Annotated in this window: 18 protein-coding genes; 8 read left to right on the forward strand and 10 right to left on the reverse strand. The window is 63.1% G+C overall.

Annotated features, from left to right (window positions below):
• Positions 1–87: 87 nt before the first annotated feature.
• Positions 88–987 (reverse strand): LysR family transcriptional regulator, encoded by a 900-nt coding sequence (locus tag EJ066_RS10475; protein ID WP_126037395.1) that lies wholly within the window; start codon positions 985–987, stop codon positions 88–90.
• A 98-nt stretch (positions 988–1,085) separates the two neighbouring features.
• Positions 1,086–1,463 (reverse strand): VOC family protein, encoded by a 378-nt coding sequence (locus EJ066_RS10480; protein ID WP_126037397.1) that lies wholly within the window; start codon positions 1,461–1,463, stop codon positions 1,086–1,088.
• A 239-nt stretch (positions 1,464–1,702) separates the two neighbouring features.
• On the opposite strand from EJ066_RS10480, the gene EJ066_RS10485 reads away from it, so the two are divergent.
• Positions 1,703–2,896 carry an Mrp/NBP35 family ATP-binding protein gene (locus EJ066_RS10485; protein ID WP_126037399.1) on the forward strand — a complete coding sequence of 398 codons (1,194 nt, stop codon included), beginning with the start codon at positions 1,703–1,705 and terminating at the stop codon, positions 2,894–2,896.
• Between the two features lie 32 nt (positions 2,897–2,928).
• Here EJ066_RS10485 and EJ066_RS10490 read toward each other — a convergent pair whose 3' ends face one another.
• Entirely contained in the window at positions 2,929–3,378 is a 450-nt protein-coding gene (locus EJ066_RS10490) for a carbon monoxide dehydrogenase subunit G (protein WP_126037400.1), read from the reverse strand.
• A 254-nt stretch (positions 3,379–3,632) separates the two neighbouring features.
• Between EJ066_RS10490 and EJ066_RS10495 the strand changes: the two genes are divergently transcribed.
• Complete coding sequence (locus EJ066_RS10495) at positions 3,633–5,438, forward strand: IlvD/Edd family dehydratase (protein WP_126037402.1); 1,806 nt, start codon at positions 3,633–3,635, stop codon at positions 5,436–5,438.
• A 75-nt stretch (positions 5,439–5,513) separates the two neighbouring features.
• Here EJ066_RS10495 and EJ066_RS10500 read toward each other — a convergent pair whose 3' ends face one another.
• The 3 genes from EJ066_RS10500 to EJ066_RS10510 form a co-directional block, all read right to left on the reverse strand.
• Complete coding sequence (locus tag EJ066_RS10500; RefSeq protein ID WP_126037404.1) at positions 5,514–5,933, reverse strand: GFA family protein; 420 nt, start codon at positions 5,931–5,933, stop codon at positions 5,514–5,516.
• 63 nt (positions 5,934–5,996) lie between these two features.
• Positions 5,997–6,464 carry an SRPBCC domain-containing protein gene (locus EJ066_RS10505; RefSeq protein WP_126037406.1) on the reverse strand — a complete coding sequence of 156 codons (468 nt, stop codon included), beginning with the start codon at positions 6,462–6,464 and terminating at the stop codon, positions 5,997–5,999.
• On the reverse strand, positions 6,448–6,798 hold the full coding sequence (locus tag EJ066_RS10510; RefSeq protein WP_126037408.1) for a metalloregulator ArsR/SmtB family transcription factor: 351 nt from the start codon (positions 6,796–6,798) through the stop codon (positions 6,448–6,450). Before EJ066_RS10510 ends, EJ066_RS10505 begins: the two co-directional genes overlap by 17 nt.
• A gap of 259 nt (positions 6,799–7,057) precedes the next feature.
• Here EJ066_RS10510 and EJ066_RS10515 point away from each other — a divergent pair, with 259 nt between their 5' ends.
• From EJ066_RS10515 to EJ066_RS10525, 3 genes are all read left to right on the forward strand, one after another.
• Positions 7,058–7,876 (forward strand): chromate resistance protein ChrB domain-containing protein, encoded by an 819-nt coding sequence (locus EJ066_RS10515; RefSeq protein WP_126037410.1) that lies wholly within the window; start codon positions 7,058–7,060, stop codon positions 7,874–7,876.
• Positions 7,873–9,300, forward strand: coding sequence for a chromate efflux transporter (gene chrA, locus EJ066_RS10520; protein WP_126037413.1), 1,428 nt, complete (start codon positions 7,873–7,875; stop codon positions 9,298–9,300). The genes EJ066_RS10515 and chrA overlap by 4 nt, the downstream gene beginning before the upstream one ends.
• A 64-nt stretch (positions 9,301–9,364) precedes the next feature.
• Complete coding sequence (locus EJ066_RS10525) at positions 9,365–9,763, forward strand: hypothetical protein (RefSeq protein WP_126037414.1); 399 nt, start codon at positions 9,365–9,367, stop codon at positions 9,761–9,763.
• A 21-nt stretch (positions 9,764–9,784) separates the two neighbouring features.
• On the opposite strand, the gene EJ066_RS10530 is transcribed toward EJ066_RS10525, so the two are convergent.
• A complete protein-coding gene (locus EJ066_RS10530) occupies positions 9,785–11,374 on the reverse strand; it encodes a trimethylamine methyltransferase family protein (RefSeq protein WP_126037416.1) in 1,590 nt (529 codons plus the stop codon).
• Between the two features lie 179 nt (positions 11,375–11,553).
• Positions 11,554–13,047 carry a PLP-dependent aminotransferase family protein gene (locus EJ066_RS10535; RefSeq protein WP_126037418.1) on the reverse strand — a complete coding sequence of 498 codons (1,494 nt, stop codon included), beginning with the start codon at positions 13,045–13,047 and terminating at the stop codon, positions 11,554–11,556.
• A 360-nt stretch (positions 13,048–13,407) separates the two neighbouring features.
• On the opposite strand from EJ066_RS10535, the gene pgi reads away from it, so the two are divergent.
• A complete protein-coding gene (gene pgi / locus EJ066_RS10540; protein ID WP_126037419.1) occupies positions 13,408–15,069 on the forward strand; it encodes a glucose-6-phosphate isomerase in 1,662 nt (553 codons plus the stop codon).
• 5 nt (positions 15,070–15,074) lie between these two features.
• On the forward strand, positions 15,075–15,797 hold the full coding sequence (locus tag EJ066_RS10545; RefSeq protein WP_126037421.1) for an HAD family hydrolase: 723 nt from the start codon (positions 15,075–15,077) through the stop codon (positions 15,795–15,797).
• Here the strand turns inward: EJ066_RS10545 and EJ066_RS10550 are convergent.
• Both EJ066_RS10550 and EJ066_RS10555 read right to left on the reverse strand, forming a co-directional pair.
• On the reverse strand, positions 15,781–16,452 hold the full coding sequence (locus tag EJ066_RS10550) for a 50S ribosomal protein L11 methyltransferase (RefSeq protein ID WP_126043819.1): 672 nt from the start codon (positions 16,450–16,452) through the stop codon (positions 15,781–15,783). The genes EJ066_RS10545 and EJ066_RS10550 overlap by 17 nt on opposite strands.
• Before the next feature lie 80 nt (positions 16,453–16,532).
• The gene (locus tag EJ066_RS10555) at positions 16,533–18,467 is read right to left on the reverse strand and encodes a long-chain fatty acid--CoA ligase (protein WP_126037423.1); all 1,935 of its coding nucleotides are present in this window, start codon (positions 18,465–18,467) and stop codon (positions 16,533–16,535) included.
• Between the two features lie 424 nt (positions 18,468–18,891).
• Between EJ066_RS10555 and EJ066_RS10560 the strand changes: the two genes are divergently transcribed.
• The gene (locus EJ066_RS10560; protein WP_126037425.1) at positions 18,892–20,484 is read left to right on the forward strand and encodes an ABC transporter substrate-binding protein; all 1,593 of its coding nucleotides are present in this window, start codon (positions 18,892–18,894) and stop codon (positions 20,482–20,484) included.
• Positions 20,485–20,538: the final 54 nt, after the last annotated feature.

The raw sequence follows: 20,538 nt of genomic DNA on the forward strand, positions 1-20,538 counted from the left end.
ATCAGAGGAAACCAGCGAAATCAATAAAGCCGATCCGTTGCTTGATAGAAATCTTCTATCAATGCCGTCCGGCCTGCAATCTCTAGCTCAGCGGCGGGCGCGGAAATCGTCTGCCAGCGCCATCGCCTCGTCCAGCAGCGCCGAGACCAGCGGCGTGTGCGGCTCGCGCGGCGTCGCCACCAGCCCGACGGTATGGCTGGCATCCGGCTCGACGATCGGAATGGCCCGGATCGGTTCGGAAAAGCCGAATGTTTCCGAGAGGTTGAGCGGCATGATCGACGACCATTTGCCGGTACGGATATGGGAGAACAGCACGATCATCGAATTGGATTCGAGTGTCGGCCGCACCTGCACGCCAGCCTCGGCAAGATGCTGGTCGATGATGCGGCGGTTCTGCATGTCCGGCGTCAACAGGCAGAGCGGCAGCTGGCTGAGCTCCGCCCATGTCACTTTGTCGCGGTCGGAATAGGGGTTTCCGACCGCGGTGATCAACTGGTAGCGCTCGTCATAGAGCGGCACGCTGGTCACCCGTCCCAGCGGCTCGTTGTCGAGATAGGTGATGCCGGCATCAATGTCGAAATTGCCGAGCAGTGACAGCACCTCGATCGAGGTGCGCGACAGCACCGAGAAGGTGACGCCGGGATGCTTGGCGCGAAAAGGCGTCGTCAGCCGCGCCACCATGGCCAGCGCCGTCGGGATGGCGGCGATGCGGATGCGCCCCGAGAGGCCGTGCCGCGCCGCCCGCATCTCCTCGCGCATGGCGCGGGTGTCGCCAACGATGCGGCGCGCCCACACCAGCACCTGTTCTCCCTCCGGCGTCAGCCCCTGAAAGCGTGAGCCGCGCAATACCAGCATCACGCCGAGCTGACCCTCCAGCTGCTTGATGCCGGCCGAAAGCGTCGGCTGGGTGACGCCGCACACCTCAGCCGCCCGGCCGAAATGCTCTTCCCTGGCCAGCGTGATGAAGAATTCCAGCTTGTCGATCATGGACGGAAGCTACCCGGCCAATTGAAGCTGCGCCAGATGCACGCTGTTGTTGCCTTGGCGAAATCCGCGTGCGAGGTAGGCGTCGCTATCGTCGACGCCTACCTGTCGACCAGGTTCAGAATGTTGCCGTCGGGATCCTTAAACCATGCGACCTTCATGCCGTGACCGACGTGGATGTCGCCTTCCATCATTGTGTGAGGCATGTCGTAATGTTCGAAAATAACACCTTTCGATCTTAACGCGCTGACAATTTTTTCGATCGCGACGCCAACCATCCAGGTCACCGCCGTCGCCTTGTTGGTTCCGGCAAACTTCGAGCGGTACACATTGATGCTGGTATCGCCGCATTTGTAGACGATCAATTCGCCACCCTCGTTGTGGACCTCTGTCAGACCCAGGATGTCCTGGTAGAACGCCCTGGCCTTGGCCAGGTCCTTCACCGCGAGATTGGCCGTTGCGTTGCAGTCTGCGAGCATGACAGTCTCCTTTCCTTGCTTGCTGGCGCCACCGAAAGCTGTGCAAGAAATAGGGCCGCTTCATCTTCTGGCGACCGCGGCTTATGCGATCGGCGTGCGTCTTCCCTAAAGACGTTTGACTCCCGTAAAACCCTACAAGCAACGCAAGTTTTGAAGCCATGCCACCGCGCGCGTCGTTCCGCCGCTTGGTTCTGTTCGGCAACTGCCTTATCTGAAGCGGAAAGCAGAGGAAAAAGCTGATGCCCGCCGTCCAGGAAAACGTTACCAAGGAAGCCGTCACCGAACGCCTGAAAACGATCAACGGGCCGGATTTCACCGGCAACATTGTCGACCTCGGCATGGTTTCCGAGATTTTCATTGCCGATGCCAAAGTCTTCTTCTCGATCACCGTTCCTGCCGCCCGGGCTCAGGAGATGGAGCCATTGCGTGCTGCCGCCGAGCGCGTCGTCAAGGCGATCCCCGGTGTCGCCGGCGCCGTGGTCGCGCTGACGGCGGAAAGGAAAGGCGGCGGCATGGAGGCCCCGGTTCCAGCGCGGCCTGCCCCCAGGCCCGCGCCGCCGGCCGCACCCGCTGCCGCGCCACGTCCGGCTCCGCATGCTCCAGCCTCGCACAGCCAGGGCAAGCGCGGCATACCCGGCATCGAGGCGATCATCGCTGTCGCTTCCGGCAAGGGCGGCGTCGGCAAGTCGACCACCGCCGTCAACATCGCGCTTGGCCTCGCCGCCAACGGCCTGAGGGTCGGCGTGCTCGACGCCGACATCTACGGCCCGTCCATGCCGCGGCTGCTCAACATCCATGGCCGGCCGCAGACCGTCGACGGCAAGGTCCTGAGGCCGATGGAGAATTACGGCCTGAAGGTCATGTCGATGGGTTTCCTCGTCGACGAAGAGACGCCGATGATCTGGCGCGGGCCAATGGTGATGTCGGCATTGACGCAAATGCTGCGCGAGGTCGAGTGGGGTCCGCTCGACGTGCTCGTCGTCGACATGCCGCCCGGCACCGGCGACGCGCAGCTGACCATGGCCCAGCAGGTGCCGCTGGCCGGCGCTGTCATCGTCTCGACGCCGCAGGATCTGGCACTGATCGATGCGCGAAAAGGCCTCAACATGTTCAAGAAGGTCGACGTGCCGGTGTTGGGCATCGTCGAGAATATGAGCTATTTCCTCGCCCCCGACACCGGCAAGCGCTACGACATCTTCGGCCATGGCGGCGCGCGCCGCGAGGCCGAGCGTCTCGGCGTGACCTTCCTCGGCGAGGTGCCGCTCGAGATGGGCATTCGCGAAAGCTCGGATGCCGGAACGCCGGTGGTGGTCTCGAAGCCCGATGGCGCAGAGGCGAAAATCTACCGCGACATCGCCTCGAACGTCTGGGACAGGGTCAATGAAGAACGGGGCGTGGCGGCTTCTGCCGTGCCGAGCATCGTGTTTGAGTGAATGTGGATACCCTGCCCTCAAGGGGGAGGGACTCAGCCGCCGACCTTCTCGCCGAACGAGGAAAAAAACTGTCCGGCCAGCTTCTTCGACGTCGATTCGATCAGCCGGCTGCCGAGCTGGGCGATCTTGCCGCCGACATCGGCCTTGGCCGCATATCTGAGGATCGTCGTATCCGGCCCATCGGCGGTCAGCGTCACATCGGCGCCGCCCTTGGCGAAGCCGGCGATGCCGCCCTTGCCTTCGCCCTGGATGGTGTAGGAATGCGGCGGGTTGAGGTTCTTCAGCGTCACCTCGCCGTTGAACGTCGCCTTGATCGGGCCGATCTTGAGCACCACGGTTGCTCCCATCTCGGTGTCCGACTTCTTTTCGAGGCTCTTGCAGCCCGGAATGGTCTCTTTCAGAACCTCCGGGTCGTTCAGCGCTTCCCACACCTTTTGCAGGGATGCGGCGATGCGTTCCTCGCCTTCGATCACCAAAGCCATGAAAATCTCCCCGACAAGACAGGCACGAAGCCTATCGCACCGGCCCGAAATCGGAATCGATTTTCGGAAAGCACGATGCGAAGATTCAAGATGCTAGAGCGTACTTTGTGCGTCCATATGGACGCACAAAGTACGCTCTAGCGCAGGGGCGCTCACATGTCTATCGCACCAAAGTCCGGTTTCGGAGCGCGCGTCCCCCTTGCTTGCTCTCGCGCGTTGTCATATCGATTTGTCATACAAATACGGAGACCACGATGGCCGGCGCACCTACAAGAAAAAAGAAATTTCGTTCGCAGGAGTGGTTCGACAATCCCGACAATCCGGGCATGACCGCGCTTTACCTCGAGCGCTACCTGAATTACGGGCTGACGCGTGCCGAACTGATGTCGGGCAAGCCTTTGATCGGCATCGCCCAGACCGGCTCGGATCTGTCGCCTTGCAACCGTCATCATCTCGAACTGGCCAAGCGCGTGCGCGAGGGCATCGTGTCGATGGGCGGCATCCCTTTCGAATTCCCGTGCCACCCGATCCAGGAGACGGGCAAACGCCCGACCGCCGCGCTCGACCGCAACCTCGCCTACTTGTCGCTGGTCGAGGTGCTCTACGGCTATCCGCTCGACGGCGTCGTGCTCACCATCGGCTGCGACAAGACGACGCCGGCCCTTTTGATGGCCGCGGCCACCGTTAACATTCCGGCCATCGCGCTGTCGGTCGGCCCGATGCTTAACGGCTGGCACAAGGGCAAGCGCACCGGCTCCGGCACCATCGTCTGGGAATCGCGCCAGCGCCTCTCGGCCGGTGAGATCGACTATGACGAGTTCATGGACATCGTCGCCTCTTCGGCGCCGTCCACCGGCTATTGCAACACCATGGGCACCGCCACCACCATGAATTCGCTGGCCGAGGCCCTCGGCATGCAGTTGCCGGGCTCCGCCGCGATCCCCGCGCCCTATCGCGAGCGCGGCCAGATCGCCTACGAGACGGGAAAACGCATCGTCGACATGGTGCATGAGGATTTGAAGCCGTCCGACATCATGACCCGCAAGGCCTTCGAGAACGCCATCGTCGTCAATTCGGCCATCGGCGGCTCGACCAACGCGCCGATCCATCTCAACGCCATCGCCCGCCATCTCGGCGTTCCACTCGACAATGACGATTGGCAAAAGGTCGGCCTCGAGATACCGCTCCTCGTCAATCTGCAGCCGTCGGGCGAATATCTCGGCGAGGATTATCACCATGCCGGCGGCGTGCCGGCGGTCGTGGCCGAACTGATGAAGGCCGGGCTGTTGCCTCATCCCGACGCCATGACTGTCAACGGCAAGACGATGGGCGACAATTGCAGCGCGGCCGTCAACGAGAATCTCGACGTCATCCGCACCGTCGCCGAGCCGCTGAAGGCCAATGCCGGCTTCATCAATCTTAGGGGTAATCTGTTCGATTCGGCGATCATGAAGACCAGCGGCATCTCGCCCGAATTCCGCGAGCGCTATTTGTCCAACCCGAAGGACCCCGAGGCCTTCGAGGGCAATGCCATGGTCTTCGACGGCCCCGAGGATTACCACGCCCGCATCGATGATCCGGCGCAAGGCATCGACGAACACACCATCCTGTTCATGCGCGGCGCCGGTCCGATCGGTTATCCGGGCGGCGCCGAGGTCGTCAACATGCAGCCGCCAGCCCACCTCATCAAGAAGGGCATCCATGCGCTGGCCTGCATCGGCGACGGCCGCCAGTCGGGAACGTCGGGCTCGCCGTCGATCCTCAATGCCTCGCCCGAAGCCGCGATCGGCGGCGGGCTGGCGCTGTTGAAGAACGGCGACCGCGTCCGCATCGACCTGCGCAAGGGCACCGCCGACATTCTCGTCACCGACGACGAGATCACGCGCCGCCGCGCCGAACTGCAGAACAATGGCGGCTATCACTACCCCAAGCACCAGACACCATGGCAGGAGATCCAGCGCGGCATGGTCGACCAGTTCTCCGAGGGAATGGTGCTGAAGCCGGCGGTGAAATACCAGGATGTGGCGCACACCAGCGGCGTGCCGCGGGACAATCACTGAACGGCGATCTGCAACAACGACGGGCGCCGCTGCTCGTCTTTACCTTCTCAAGGAGGAGCCGCACCCAAGCGGCGCCTATAGATAAGCAGTGACCGCAGGCGCTTCCATCTGCCGGTCGTGCTTGCCGTCCTCATAGACGATTGGTGCTGCAGCCAACTCCTCTTCGGTGACGTCGTCGAGACAAGCGACGTTCACCGCCCAGAAATTCCCGCCCATGAAGTCGAGATAGCCGCGCGACAGAAAATTCGCGCCGCAGTTCGGGCACATATAGTGGTTGATGTCGCCTTCCGGCCAGTTGGACGGGGTTGCCTTGTATTCTCGCATCCGGTCGCGGCCATCCGTCACCCGCACGGCCTCATAGGCCGCGAAGGATTTCCGGTAGCCGAGCTTCCAGCAGAAGCTGCAATTGCATTTGCGGATGCCGTCAGTGAGGTCGATATCGGCTTCGAAACGCACCGCGCCGCAATGACAGCTGCCGTGATAGGTCTTTTTCATCGTCTTGCCTCGTGGGTCTTGAATTGTGCTGGTTGCCGACAGGCTGCCGAGCGAGACTTCCTCTCAAATGCTCGCCAGATAGACGCCGAGCTTGTCCAGGCATTCGCTCCAGCCCTCAATATGAGAATCCCGGGTTTCGATGTCGGCGAACGGCTCCTGCCTGAAAGTTAGCCGTGTGCGGTCGCCTTCGGCGGTGATGGAAACCGTCACCAGGGTCTCGACCCGATCCTGGAAGTCGCCTTCGTCCCAGGAGAAGGTGAAGGCGATGCGCTTCGGCTCGACAATCTCCTGGAAGATACCCGACATCGCATAGGTCTGGCCGTCTGGCCCGTGGATGAGGTGGCGGTAGCGCCCGCCTTCGCGGAATTCGAGCCTTTCCGTGGTCGAGGAAAAATTCTTCGGACCCCACCAGCGCACCAGATGCTCCGGCGTCGTCCACAGCTTGAACACCAGACCCGGCGGCGCATCGAACAGGCGCGAAATCTCCAGTGCGTATTTCGGAGCTTCGGCTGTCTCAGTTCTTGCGGCCATCCGGGTCTCCCTTGGTCTGGATTTCCTTGAGATAGTCGGCCATGCGGTCGAAACTGTCGTCCCAGAAGCGGCGATAGTGCTCCAGCCAGCCGGCAACTTCCTTCAGCGGCCCGGCTTTCAGCCGGCACGGCCGCCACTGCGCCTCCCGTCCGCGCGTGATCAGCCCGGCGCGTTCCAGCACTTTCAAGTGCTTGGAGATGGCTGGCAGGCTCATTTCGAACGGCGCCGCCAGCTCATTCACCGTGGCTTCGCCAAGCGCCAGCCTTGCCAATATGGCGCGCCGTGTCGGATCGGCCAGTGTCGCGAAGGTCGTCGAGAGAGGGTCTGTTGGCATATCGATTAGCCCAAAGGTTAATTAACTTGCAAGTTAAACATGGCCTGTCTGCCTGTCAACCCACGCAAGGTGCCAGTGCAATCGACCTGTGTCCCTTTCCCTGAACCGCTTGGCGGACAGAATGGGTCAAGGACGACGGATGATGCTTGACAAGCGTGCGCGACAAATCCACGATCGTGGTAAGGGGTGTATCGCGACGACCCCGTGAGGCGTCAGCCCAACGTTCGCGTCCAAGCTTCTCTTTCAGGAGGTGGACGCCATGCCGTCGACAACCGCTATCACTGTATCGCAACTGTCCCGTCTGATTGGTCTGCCCGGCGCGCCTGCAATCATCGACGTTCGCATCGAAGAGGATTACAACGCCGATCCGCGACTGCTGCCGGCCTCAAACCGGCGCGATTTCAAAACCGTCTCGACCTGGGCATCCGAATTCGCCGGCAGCCGAGTGACGGTCGTCTGCCAAAAAGGGCAGAAGCTCTCGCAAGGCGTGGCCGCATGGCTGCGGCATGACGGCATTGCCGCCGAATCCCTCGAAGGCGGCTTCGAGGCTTGGCGCGATGCCAAGGGGCCTTTGATCCATGCCGGCAAGATTCCACCCCGCGATGCAAAAGGCCGCACCGTATGGGTGACGCGGGCCCGCCCCAAGGTCGATCGCATCGCGTGCCCCTGGCTGATCCGGCGCTTCATCGATCCGAGCGCGGTCTTCCTCTTTGTCGAGGCGGCCGAAGCGTTGGCCACTGCGGATCGCTTTCAGGCCGTGCCATTCGACATCGACAATGTGTTCTGGTCACACCGCGGCGAACGCTGCACCTTCGACACGATGATCGAAGAGTTCGGGCTCGACTCCGAACCGCTCGACCGCCTCGCCACGATTGTGCGCGCAGCCGACACCGCGCGCCTCGATCTGGTTCCCCAGGCGGCCGGGTTCCTGGCCGCCTCGCTTGGTCTGTCGCGAATGTTTCGCGACGATTTGGAACAGCTGGAGGCAGGCATGCTGCTCTACGATGCGTTTTACCGATGGTGCCGCGATGCCACCGAGGAGACGCACAACTGGCCAAGCGTAAGCAAGCCATCATGAGCGCCCCGGCTTCTGACACAGCGGGGGCTTCTGACAAGACGGGGGCTTCGGAGAAAACGGGCGAGGCCGTCGAAGCGCCGGCAGCGCCAACCTTCCGCGAAGGCGTGAAGCTCTGGGCAAAAATCGGCCTGCTCAGCTTCGGCGGGCCGGCCGGGCAGATCGCGCTCATGCACAAGGAATTGGTCGAGGAACGGCGCTGGATCGGCGAGCAACGTTTCCTGCATGCGTTGAACTACTGCATGCTGCTGCCCGGCCCTGAAGCCCAGCAGCTCGCCATCTATATCGGCTGGTTGCTGCATCGGACGATCGGCGGCCTGGTCGCTGGCATCCTCTTCGTCGCGCCGGGCGCGCTTGTGATGCTCACCTTGAGTATCCTCTATGCGCTGTATGGCGACGCTCCCTTCGTCGAGGCGCTGTTTTTCGGGGTGAAAGCGGCCGTGCTCGCCATCGTGATCGAGGCGATGATCCGGATCGGACGACGCGCCTTGAAGAATCGGGTCATGGTGTCGATCGCGCTCGCCGCCTTCATCGCCATCTATGCATTGAACGTGCCGTTTCCGCTCATCATCCTGCTTGCGGGCCTGACGGGCTGGATTGGAAACCGTATTGCGCCAGCTCTCTTTTCCGGCGCGGCGCACGGCAAGGACGCGATTCCCGACATCAAGGGCGCGGTCGACCTGATGTTCGAGCGCGGCGAGCTCGCCCACACCAGGCCGACGCGATGGCATGCGCCGCGCATCATTGCGATCTGGCTGCCGATCTGGCTCGGGCCTGTGCTTCTGATCTGGGCGTTCACCGGATCCGCCAGCGTGTGGACTGAGATCGGTGGCTTCTTCAGCGTCATGGCGGTCGTCACCTTCGGTGGCGCCTACGCGGTCCTTGCCTATGTCGCGCAGGCAGCGGTCGAATCCTTCGGCTGGCTCGCACCCGGTGAGATGGTTGATGGCCTCGGGCTCGCCGAAACGACGCCCGGTCCGCTCATCCTGGTCCTGCAGTTTGTCGGCTTCCTTGCCGCGTTCCGCCAATCCGGATCGTTGAGCCCGCTGCTTGCCGGATCGCTTGGGGCGATGCTCACGCTGTGGGCGACGTTCACCCCTTGCTTCTTCTGGATATTCCTCGGCGGGCCCTACATCGAATCCCTGCGCGGCAACAAGGCGCTGTCGGCAGCGCTGGGCGCGATCACCGCCGCCGTCGTCGGCGTCATCATGAATCTCGCTCTATGGTTCGCCTTGCACGTCATCTTCGGCGAGGTGCGCAACATCGGCCTTGGCATGGACGTGCCGGTGTTCTCATCGATCGACTGGCGCGCGGCGCTGCTGTCCTGTGCCGCCATGATCGCCATTTTGAAGCTGAAGATCGGCATGCTGCCGACGCTGGCGGGATCGGCCCTCGCCGGTGTCTTGTTGCTGTCGGCGAGCGGGTAGCGGCTGCGTGTGCTTAACTGAAGTTGCCGACCCCGCTATGTCTGACTGGAAACGAAGGAACATCATGGCGAGACGGCGCTCTTCCCTAGGCTTCCTCGGAATGTTCGGCCGTTCAGGCGACCTCAGGCAACTCGACACCGCGTTGCGCGGCGTCGACCTTCACCCCGCCCTTGTGCCGGAGGGAGCAAAGCTCACCATCGTCAATCTGATGAAGGATCACTGGTCCGACGAGCCGCCGCCACAAGCCTATCCGCCGGTGGCGCTGCTGCTTGGCTATTGCATTGCCGGGCCGGAAGCGTTCGAACTGTCCAACGGCCGTGAACATACGCTGGATGCGGAGCGCCGGATCGAGGCAGCACTTGAGGCCGGCGACAGCTTCGATGCGCAAATCATACTGATGACGCTGCATGCCAGGCTGATCAGCGCCGAAGTGCTTGAACGCTACGGGTTGAGCACAGACTGACCGTTCCGAGGAGAAGCGTGCTCAGCCGCCCATGCCGCTGCGCGGCAGCTGGATCAGATTGCCGAAGCGGGCGCGCAACTTGTCGTCGACCGGCTTCGGCACATGGCGCGGGAAGCGCTCGGCGAGGATGCGCTTCTTCTCGACGATCGCCCGCTGCAAGATGTCGGGCTTGCCTTTCTCGTTCCATTCCTTCGGCGAAAAGCGGTCGCCGACCGCCGGATAGAAATATTCGGTCTGCATCAGCCGCAGCGTCTGCTCGTTGCCGAGATAGTGGCCCGGCCCCTTCAGGCAGACGTCGGCGATGGTGTCGATCGACAGCGACTCGTCGGTCACCTCGATGCCGCGCACGCAGCGCAGGCAATGGCCGAGCATGTCGTTGTCGATGATCAGGCTTTCCAGGCAGAAGCCGAGCAGCGAGGCGTGCATGCCGGCCGATTCGTAGACGAGGTTGAGGCCGGCAAGGCCAGCCATCACATCGGTGATGCCCTTCTCGTAGCCGGACTGAATATCAGGCAGTTTCGAATCGGTCATGCCGGCGGCCGAACCACCCGGCAGGTCGTAGAATTGCGCCATCTGGGCGCAGGCCGCGGTCAGCACCGCCTGCTCGGCCGAGCCGCCGGACATCGCGCCGGTCCTGAGGTCCGAGACGAACGGCCAAGTGCCGAAGATCGCCGGATGGCCGGGCTTGATGGCGTTGACATAGACGAGGCCGGCGAGCACCTCGGCCACCGCTTGCACCACCGCACCGGCAATCGCTGCGGGTGCCGTGGCACCCGCCTGGCCAGCCGACAGCAAGAGGATCGGAATGCCGCCTTCGACGCAGGCCTCGAGCACGCCGCAGGCGTCCTCGGCGAATTTCATCGGCGGCACCACGAAGCAGTTCGAATTCGACACGAACGGCCGCGCCCGGAAGTTCTCCTCGCCGCCGGCGATCGCATAGAGCATGTCGAGCGCCGGCTTGACGTTCTCGCGCACCGTGAATGACGTGCCGACGTGCTTCGACGTGCCCATCACGCAGGCGTAAAGCGTGTTGAAATCCATGTCGAGCGGATCGGGAATGTCGCGCGGCACCATCGGCCGCTGGAAGAAATGGATGTTGTCGAGCCCTTCGACGATGCGGGCGGCATCATAGATGTCCTGCAGCAGTGACTCGCGGTACTCGCGTTTCTCGACATCGACCAGATGCACGGCGGCACCCGCCGTGCCGTAATGCACGCGCTTGCCCTGGATCACCATGTCGTGCTTGGGATCCTGGCCATGCAGCGTGAAATGCCGTGCCGCTCGTCTGATGGTGTCGAGGACGAGCGCGCGGGGAAAGCGAATGCGGTCGTCCTTGCCGAGGGTGGCGCCGGCCTTGGTCAACGCCTCGATGCAGGATGGGATGGCGTTGGCAAATCCGACCGTTTCAAGCAGCGTCAGCACCGCCTCGTGGATGCGCTCGCGGTCGTTTTCGCTGAGCGGTCCGTAACTTCCGCCTTCGAGGCCGGCGCGCACCGGCTTGATATCGTCTGCAAGCGGCGCCGCCCGCATGGCGCGGCGCGCTTCGCGCCCGCCGGAACGCCGCGAACGTTGGTCCGAGGGCGTCTCCGGCTTCTCAACAGCCACTGACATGGAGGCACTCCAACTTTAGCTGCGAAGCAGGCGGCGGCGGTTGGTCCACCATCGGCCTGCTTCGTCCCCTTGTGCCTGGAACTATGCCGCCGACATTGGCACAGCCTATGAGCCAGACGGTCCCGTCGCATATGCCAGGGTGCTAAAGAACCGTGGCCGGTCCCGGCCTCGACGAGGCGTCAGGCAGCCGCCGGCCTGCGCCCGGCAGCCGTCGCCAGTTCGCGGATGCCGGGCTCGATGTGCTGCAGCGCGATCGAGGAAATGCCTAGCCGCATGAAGCGCGACGGCTTTTCGGTGCGGTCGAAGAAGCGGTCGCCAGGCTCGATGATGACGCTGCGCGAGGCGGCGGCCTCGGCCAGCCTGCGCGAATCGGTACCGCGCGGCCCCTCGAGCCAAAGCGACGCGCCGCCGGCCGAATCGGTCGAGCGCCATTCCGGCAAGAAGGCGGAAATCGCATGGATCAGACGCTTGCGCCGTTCGTCGAAGGCGCTCGACAGCCGCCGCACCAGCGCCTCGTGATGGCCGAGCGACAGGAACAGCGCGACCGCGCGCTGGTTGTTGGCCGGCGGATGACGCAGCATGAACCGGCGCAGCGCGCGAAGCTCGGCAATCAGCCCGGCCGAGGCGACGATGTAGCCGAGCCGCAGACCGGGGGCCAGCGTCTTCGACATCGAGCCGACATAGATGACGCGGCCGGAACGGTCGAGGCTCTTCAGCGCCTGCTGCGGCGCCTCGTCCAGAAGCTGGCTGTCATAGCCGTCCTCGATGATGATCTGATTGTGGCGGGTGGCCCGCGCCAGCAGGTCCTGCCGGCGCTCCGCCGACAGCGGCACCATGGTCGGGCAATGGTGGCTGGGCGTCACGAAGACGAAGCCGGAATCATTGGGAATGGAAGCGGTTACGATGCCGGAGTGGTCGACCGGAACCGGTGTGACGTCGGCGCCGGCCAGCCGGAAGATCGAGCGTGCGTCGGGGTAGCCGGGGTCTTCCATGGCCACCTTGGACCCTTTGGTCATCAGCAGCGTCGCCAGCATATAGAGCGCGTTCTGCGCGCCGAGCGTCACGATGATCTCGTCGGGATTGGCGAAGATACCGCGCCGCGGCAACAGCCGCGCCTGGATCTGCTCGATCAAGAGCGGGTCGTCGCGGTCGACCATGTCGGATGCCCAGTTGCGGATCTCGAGCACGGCGAGCGCCATGCGGTTGCACTCGCGCCATTCTGCGGTCGGGAACAGTGCCGGATCGAACTGGCCATAGACGAACGGGTAGGACGACTTGATCCAGTTGTCGTGCTTGGCCGGCGGCGGCATGTCGCTGGCAGCGATCTGCCGGCGCGCCTTCCAGTCGATCTCGTTGGCCTGGTCGGGCGCCTTCTGATGCGGCCTCGCCGGCGTCGCCAGCACCTCGGGATTGACGAAATGGCCGCGCCGTTCGCGCGCCACCAGGAAGCCCTGGTCGACGAGCTGCTGGAAGGCCAGCACCACGGTGCCGCGCGCTACGCCCAGTTTCTCGGCCAGGATCCGGCAGGATGGAAGCGGCATAGAGGCGGCGATCTGCCGGTCGAGGATGGCGGCGACAATCGCCTGACGGATCTGCGCCTGCAGGGTCTGGCCGGATTCCGCCGAAATCCGGAACAGGCCGGACCATATGGCCGTGTCGTTTCGCTGTGGCATGGGATTTGTTCCTCGATGGCCAGCCTTTTTCACTTGGCTGGACCAGTCGAATGTATCGGTGGCACAAGGGGTTGCGCCAATCAATTTTTCTGATCGCTGGGATTTATGCCAGTGATCCTTCGCTGCGCCGCGGCATCCCCAGCGTGACGTAACGCGGCATCCCCAGCGTGACGTAACGCGTCACCGCTGCGTGACGTAACGCGTCATCGCTGCGTGACGTCACGCGTCATCGCTGCGTGGCGCAGTGCGTCATCCCCGCGCATTGAAACCGGTGGATTTCGTCTAGATAGTTTGCCGCGACGACACGCGCCGGAAACATCCGGTCTGGTATGATGGCATCAAAGACTTCGGAGCGAGGCAGTGGATCAATCGTCCTTTCAAAAACAGCTCGACGCCCTGCGCGATCACCGTGCGGCCAAATGGGGCAGCATGCGCGAGGCCTTCGCTGCCGATCCGCAGCGCTTCGAAAAATTCTCCGTCACCGACGGCGACCTGCTGCTCGACTGGTCGAAATGCGCGGTCGACGCGCAGACGATGGATATGCTGGAGAAGCTGGCGGCAGCCGCCGATCTCGAAGGCCGGCGCGCCGCGATGTTCTCGGGCGAGAAGATCAACGTCACCGAAGGCCGCGCCGTGCTGCACACCGCGCTGCGCAACCTGAACGGCAAGGGCGTCATGCTTGACGGTCAGGACGTCAAGGCGGAGGTTGTCGCCGTGCTCGACGCGATGGGCGTCTTTGCCGATGCCGTGCGCTCCGGCAAGGCGGCCGGCGCCACCGGCAAGAAGATCACCGACATCGTCAACATCGGCATCGGCGGTTCCGACCTTGGCCCGGCCATGGCGACGCTGGCGCTGGCGCCCTATCACGACGGGCCACGCACGCATTACGTGTCCAACATCGACGGCGCCCATATCCACGACACGCTGAAAGGCCTTTCCGCCGAAACCACGCTGTTCATCATCGCCTCGAAGACCTTCACCACGGTCGAGACGATGACCAACGCCGAGACGGCGCGCGAATGGGTGCAGAAGGCGCTCGGTAAGGAAGCGGTCGGCAAGCATTTCGCCGCCGTCTCGACGGCGCTGGAGCTGGTGGCCAAATTCGGCATCGCGTCCGACCGCGTCTTCGGCTTCTGGGATTGGGTCGGCGGACGCTACTCCGTCTGGGGCGCGATCGGCCTGCCGGTGATGATCGCCGTCGGCCCGAAGAATTTTCGCGCCTTTCTCGATGGCGCGCATGCCATGGACGAACATTTCCAGACGGCGCCGCTGGGAAGGAACCTGCCGGCGCTGATGGGCCTGATCGGCTGGTGGCATCGGGTGATCTGCAAATACCCCGCCCGCGCCGTCATTCCCTACGACCAGCGCCTGTCCAGGCTGCCGGCATATCTGCAGCAGCTCGACATGGAATCGAACGGCAAGAGCGTCACCCTCGACGGCGGCGCCGTGACCACGCCGACCGGTCCGCTGGTCTGGGGCGAGCCCGGCACCAATGGCCAGCACGCCTTCTTCCAGCTGCTGCACCAGGGCACCGACTTCATTCCGGTCGAATTCCTTGCCGCGGCCATCGGTCATGAGCCGGATCTCAAGCATCACCACGATTTGTTGCTCGCCAACTGCCTGGCGCAGTCGGAGGCCTTCATGAAGGGCCGCACGCTGGAGGAAGCGCGTGCGCAGATGCTGGCAAAAGGCATGGACCCCGCCGATGTCGACAGGATCGCCCCGCACCGCGTCTTTTCCGGCGACCGGCCCTCGGTGACAATCCTCTACAGACAACTCGATCCGCACACGTTCGGACGGCTGATCGCGCTCTATGAGCACCGCGTCTTCGTCGAAGGCACGCTCTTCAACATCAATTCCTTCGACCAGTGGGGTGTCGAACTCGGCAAGGAACTAGCGACCGGCCTGCTGCCCTTCGTGGAAGGCAAGGAGGTCGTGGAAGGCAAGGAGAATGCCGCAAAGCGAGACGCTTCGACCGCTGGACTGGTGGGACATATCCACCGATTGCGCGGATCGGAGTAAGCGGCTTGGCCGAGATCAAGGGAATATTGTTCGACAAGGACGGCACGCTTGTCGACTTCAACGCGACATGGCTCGGCGTCGCTGATTTCATGGCGATGGATGCGGCGGAGGGCGATCGCTGGAAAGCCGACAGGCTGCTTGCCGCGGCTGGCTTCGATTTCGCCACCAAGCGCTTCAAGCCCGATTCCATCTTTGCTTCCGGCACCAATATGGATGTCGTCGAGCTTTGGTTTCCGCGCCTGTCCGAGGAAGATCAGATGCTTGCCGTCGCCCGCTTCAACGAGATCACCTCGATGCAGGGCTCGGCGATGGCGGTGGCGCTGCCGGGCATCGTCGAGACGCTTGGCATACTTCACGGGAAATCCTACCGGCTCGGCGTTGCCACCAACGATTCGACCACCGGCGCGGAAAAGACGTTGCTGACGCTGGGCGTCGCCCAACTGTTCGACGCCGCCTATGGTTACGACGCGGTGGCCAACCCGAAACCGGCGCCGGATACGATCCTGGCCTTTTCGGACCTGACCGGCCTGAAGCCGTCGGCGATCGCCATGGTCGGCGACAGCCGCCACGATCTGGAGATGGCACGGGTCGGCGGCTGCGGGCTGGCGATCGGCGTGCTCTCCGGCACCGGCACGCGTGAATCGCTGTCGCAGGTTGCCGACGTCATTCTGGAATCCGTTGCCGATCTGCCCGAGTTTCTTTCGGCGAGGGTCAGCGAGACGATCTGAATTCGCCTCGCTCCCGCTCGAACGAGAAGACGCCGCTCGGCTTCATCGCGTCCCCGACCTCGCCGACATCCGGCACGCGATATTCAGCCAGCAGGCGAAGCCGCGAGCGGGGCAGGTAGGCGCGGCCCGGGTCGCCGATCAGCACGTTGATGCCGGCGGCCAGGCAGCGGTCGAGGAAGGGCATGATCCGGTTGGCGAGATCTTGTCCGTAAAACAAGTCGCCGACCGCCACGACATCCACCGGCGGCGGCGGACCGGCGGTGATGTCCTCGCCGACTACCGTGATCGTAACGCCATTCGCCGCCGCATTGAGACCGAGCGCGGCGACGCCGTTGCTGTCGATCTCGGACGCGATCACTTCGCTGGCGCCGGCCTTTGCCGCCGCGATGCCGACGAGGCCCGAGCCGGCGCCGAGATCGAGCACGCGCAGCCCGGCCACGCTCTCCGGCCGATCGAGGATGTAGCGGGCAAGCACCGCGCCGCCGGCCCAGGCATAGGCCCAGTAAGGTGGCTGCGGCTCGGCCCCGTCCTCGTCAGCTTCTTCTTCCGGCTCTGCTCCTCGTCCTTCTGGATGCGTGAGCCGCCACAGACCGCTCGCTGGATGGGCTGCATAAAGCCGGATTTCGGGAAGCGCGGGAACCGGGGCGATACGCATGTTCGCCTTGATGAACGTCAGCGGATCGGGATGGGAAAACGTATCCGCCGTATCGTCGACAGCAAGGCAATCGCCCAAAGTTATGCCTGTCCCCGCAACGCTCGCCGCAGGATCTTGCCCACCGGCGTCTTCGGCAGTTCGGTCCGGAACTCGATATACTTTGGCCGCTTGTAGCCGGTCAGGTTTTCGCGGCAATAGACGGTCAGCACCTCGGCGGTCAGCGCTGGGTCCTTCTTGACGATGAACAGCTTCGGCACTTCGCCCGAATGTTCGTCCGGCACGCCGATCGCCGCCACTTCGAGCACGCCCGGATGCAGGGCCACGATTTCCTCGAGTTCGTTCGGATAGACGTTGAAGCCGGACACAAGGATCATGTCCTTCTTGCGGTCGACGATCTTGGTGTAGCCGCGCTCGTCCATGAAACCCATGTCGCCCGACTTGAAGAAACCATCCTTGGTCATCACCTTGGCGGTCTCGTCCGGTCGGTTCCAGTAACCGGCCATCACTTGCGGTCCGCGGATGCAGATCTCGCCGACCTCGCCGAGCGGCAGATCGTTGCCGTCGTCGTCGCGGATGGAGATCTCGGTCGATGGCAGCGGCAGGCCGATCGTGCCGGTGAAATTGCCGTCGCTGAATTTGTTGGCGGTGGCCACCGGCGAGGTTTCCGAAAGCCCGTAGCCCTCGGTGATCGGGCAGCCGGTCAGCGCCTTCCAACGCTCGGCAACGCCCTTGTGCACCGCCATGCCGCCGGCCAGGGTCAGGATCAGCGGCTTGAAGTCGAGTTTGCGGAAATCCTCGTTGTTGAGCAGCGCATTGAACAGCGTGTTGAGGCCTGGAAAGATGTGGATCGGGTATTTGCCGAATTCCTTGACGAAGCCGGGAATGTCGCGCGGATTGGGAATGAGTATGTTCCGGCCGCCCATCTGCATGCCCATCAGCGCGTTCACCGTCAGCGCGAAGATATGATAGAGCGGCAGCGCGCAGATGAGGTTGAGATTCGCCGGCCTCGGCTTGATCGTATAGGCGTCTTCGATCCAGAGCGCGTTCTGCGCGACATTGGCCAGCACGTTGCTGTGCAGCAGTACCGCGCCCTTCGAGATGCCGGTGGTGCCGCCCGTATATTGCAGGAAGGCGATATCGTCGGCAGCGGCCTTCGCCGGCTTGAAACTCACGCTGGCGCCTGCCTGCAACGCGGCGTTGAACTTGACATGGCCCGGAAGCGACCAGGCCGGCACCATCTTCTTCACGTGGCGCACGACGAAATTGACGATCGTCCCCTTCAGGCCGCCGAGCATGTCGCCCATCGCCGCGACCACGACGTGCTTGACCGCCGTCCTGGCGATCACCGCCTGCAAGGTGCTGGCGAAATTCTCGAGAATGACGATGGCCTGCGCGCCGGAATCCTTGAGCTGATGTTCCAGCTCGCGCGGCGTGTAGAGCGGATTGACGTTGACCACGACATAGCCGGCGCGCAGCACTGCCATCATCGCCACCGGATATTGCAGCACGTTCGGCATCATCAGCGCGACGCGCGCGCCTTTCTGCAGTCCCTTCGATTGCAGAAAAGCGCCGAAGGCGGCCGATAGCCGCTCGATTTCCGCATAGGTGACGGTCTTGCCCATGCAGGTGAAGGCGGGCCGGCTCGCGTACTGCTTACAGACGTCAGCGAGCAGATCGCCGATGGAGCCGAACGGGGTGGCGCCGATCTCGGCCGGAACGACTTTCGGATAGCTTTTGAGCCAAGGCTTCGCCGATCCGGCAGGCGCCTTCGGCGATCTACTGGCCGGCCCCGGCGACGCTGACAAAGCCCTTGTCGGTGCCGCGTTCGCCTCTGGTTTGACGGCGGCGGGCGTTCCGCCAGCCTCTGCAAACACTTTGGACTTCGTGGACACGGCGGCCACCTTCGGCCTGGCAACGGCTTCGGCAGACAGCGCTTTTGGCTTGTCGGGGCCGGCCGGTTTTGCAGCGGTTTTGGCCCCCGCTTTCGCGGGCGTCGTCCTTGGAGTTTTTGCCACCCGTTCCTCCCTGCTTGTTCTCTTGCCTCTGCTTGCCCGCCGCGTCGTCTCCGAATGACAGAGACGTCCTCCGCGGCCGGGCACCCAGGAAATCCAGCATGCCACTATGTATTGCGACTACCGGCAGCCGTGCAAGTCTTGCCCCTGCGGCAAGACCGGAAGAAAATCTTCCGCGCCAGCGACAAGCCGAAGGTCGCGGTTCCTCACTATCGGTCGTTGAAGTTCAATAAAAAAATGCAGTCGTTAATAATGCCGTGATCGGCAAGAATTGACAATTCCTTCTATCTTCTCGCCGGTGTGCAGAATTAAATTCTGCTTCCCATGGGGTAGGCAAGCGGGGTGTTCCAAAGCCGGAAAAACGGTGCTTATATGCGCGCTTCGCGAGCCTGATAGAGGGGCTTGGAAGAACATCAGGGAGTCCTCCATGAAAAAGAAACTGACTTTTGCGGCCGCGTTGCTGGCCGCAAGCGTCCTCGGCGGCATGGCCAATGCGAAGCAATTGGTCTACTGCTCGGAGGCGTCGCCGGCTGGCTTCGACCCGTCGCCGTGGAGCGGTGGCAACGACTTCGACGCGTCGTCACGCACCATCTATTCACGTCTGGTCGAGTTCGAACACGGCAAGACCACCATCACACCCGGCCTCGCCGAGAGCTGGACGGTCTCCGACGACGGTCTCGAATACACGTTCAAGCTTCGGCCGGGCGTGAAGTTCCAGACCACCGACTACTTCACCCCGACGCGCGATCTCAACGCCGACGACGTGATCTTCTCCTTCGAACGCCAGTGGAAGAAGGAAAGCCCGTGGTTCAGCTATCTGGAAGGCACCGGCTGGGAATATTTCACCGGCATGGGCTTCCCCGATCTCCTCAAGGAAATCGTCAAGGTCGACGACCTGACGGTGAAGTTCGTGCTGAATAAGCCTGAAGTCGCTTTCCTGCCGGATCTCGGCATGGATTTCGCGTCGATCGTCTCCAAGGAATATGCCGACCAGCTCGACAAGGCCGACACCAGGCAGCAGTTCACGCAGAAGCCGATCGGCACCGGTCCGTTCCAGTTCGTCGACTATCAGGTGGATGCGGTCGTGCGCTATGCGGCATGGGACGGCTACTTTGGCGGCCGCCAGAAGATCGACGATCTGATCTTCGCCATCACGACCGATCCGGCTGTGCGCGCGCAGAAGCTGAAGGCAGGCGAGTGCGATATCATGTCGTACCCGGCGCCGGCCGACATCGCCGGCCTGCAGGCCGACACGAACCTCGTGGTCGACGAGCAGGAAGGCCTGAACATCGGCTACATGGCCTACAACACGACGCAGCCGCCTTTCGACAAGGTCGAGGTTCGCAAGGCCCTCAACATGGCCGTCAACAAGCAGGCCATTCTTGATGCGGTCTATCAGGGCGCCGGCCAGGCGGCCATCAACCCGATCCCGCCGACGATGTGGTCCTATAACAAGGACATCAAGGACGATCCGTACGATCCGGACGCGGCCAAGAAGATGCTGGCCGACGCCGGCGTCACGGATCTGTCGATGAAGATCTGGGCAATGCCCGTCAGCCGCCCATACAATCCGAACGCCCAAAGGGTCGCGGAACTGATCCAGGCCGACTACACCAAGATCGGCGTGAAGGCCGAGATCGTCAGCTATGAATGGACCGAGTATCGCGAACGCGGCAAGCAGAAGGATCGTGACGGCGCCTTCCAGCTCGGCTGGACCGGTGACAATGGCGATCCGGACAACTTCCTGTTCCTGCTCGGCTGCGATGCCATCGGCCAGTCCAACTATGCGATCTGGTGCAACCAGGAGTTCGAAGGCCTGTTGCAGAAGGGCAAGGCGACCACGGACGTCGCCGAGCGCACCAAGATCTACGAGGAAGCCCAGGCCGTGTTCAAGCGTGAGGCTCCGTGGCTGACCATCGCCCATTCCAAGGTCTTCATGCCGATGAACAAGAAAGTTTCGGGCTTCGTCATGGATCCGCTCGGCATTCATCGGTTTGACGGCGTCGACGTCACCGAATAACTCCTGAGAAATTGGACGGCGGCGCTGGACTTCCGGCGCCGCCGTTCTATGAAG

Origin of the sequence: Mesorhizobium sp. M9A.F.Ca.ET.002.03.1.2, assembly GCF_003952365.1 — a bacterium.
In the GTDB taxonomy this organism is placed as follows: Bacteria; Pseudomonadota; Alphaproteobacteria; order Rhizobiales; family Rhizobiaceae; genus Mesorhizobium.

Excerpts from the sequence above, each read along its gene's own strand:
- EJ066_RS10515 (WP_126037410.1), top strand. The coding sequence starts at position 7,058 with ATGCCGTCGACAACCGCTATCACTGTATCGCAACTGTCCCGTCTGATT.
- chrA (WP_126037413.1), top strand. The coding sequence starts at position 7,873 with ATGAGCGCCCCGGCTTCTGACACAGCGGGGGCTTCTGACAAGACGGGG.
- EJ066_RS10535 (WP_126037418.1), bottom strand. The coding sequence starts at position 13,047 with ATGCCACAGCGAAACGACACGGCCATATGGTCCGGCCTGTTCCGGATT.
- EJ066_RS10485 (WP_126037399.1), top strand. The coding sequence starts at position 1,703 with ATGCCCGCCGTCCAGGAAAACGTTACCAAGGAAGCCGTCACCGAACGC.
- EJ066_RS10480 (WP_126037397.1), bottom strand. The coding sequence starts at position 1,463 with ATGCTCGCAGACTGCAACGCAACGGCCAATCTCGCGGTGAAGGACCTG.
- EJ066_RS10495 (WP_126037402.1), top strand. The coding sequence starts at position 3,633 with ATGGCCGGCGCACCTACAAGAAAAAAGAAATTTCGTTCGCAGGAGTGG.
- EJ066_RS10500 (WP_126037404.1), bottom strand. The coding sequence starts at position 5,933 with ATGAAAAAGACCTATCACGGCAGCTGTCATTGCGGCGCGGTGCGTTTC.
- EJ066_RS10510 (WP_126037408.1), bottom strand. The coding sequence starts at position 6,798 with ATGCCAACAGACCCTCTCTCGACGACCTTCGCGACACTGGCCGATCCG.
- EJ066_RS10475 (WP_126037395.1), bottom strand. The coding sequence starts at position 987 with ATGATCGACAAGCTGGAATTCTTCATCACGCTGGCCAGGGAAGAGCAT.
- EJ066_RS10505 (WP_126037406.1), bottom strand. The coding sequence starts at position 6,464 with ATGGCCGCAAGAACTGAGACAGCCGAAGCTCCGAAATACGCACTGGAG.
- EJ066_RS10550 (WP_126043819.1), bottom strand. The coding sequence starts at position 16,452 with ATGCGTATCGCCCCGGTTCCCGCGCTTCCCGAAATCCGGCTTTATGCA.
- EJ066_RS10490 (WP_126037400.1), bottom strand. The coding sequence starts at position 3,378 with ATGGCTTTGGTGATCGAAGGCGAGGAACGCATCGCCGCATCCCTGCAA.
- EJ066_RS10530 (WP_126037416.1), bottom strand. The coding sequence starts at position 11,374 with ATGTCAGTGGCTGTTGAGAAGCCGGAGACGCCCTCGGACCAACGTTCG.
- EJ066_RS10525 (WP_126037414.1), top strand. The coding sequence starts at position 9,365 with ATGGCGAGACGGCGCTCTTCCCTAGGCTTCCTCGGAATGTTCGGCCGT.
- EJ066_RS10560 (WP_126037425.1), top strand. The coding sequence starts at position 18,892 with ATGAAAAAGAAACTGACTTTTGCGGCCGCGTTGCTGGCCGCAAGCGTC.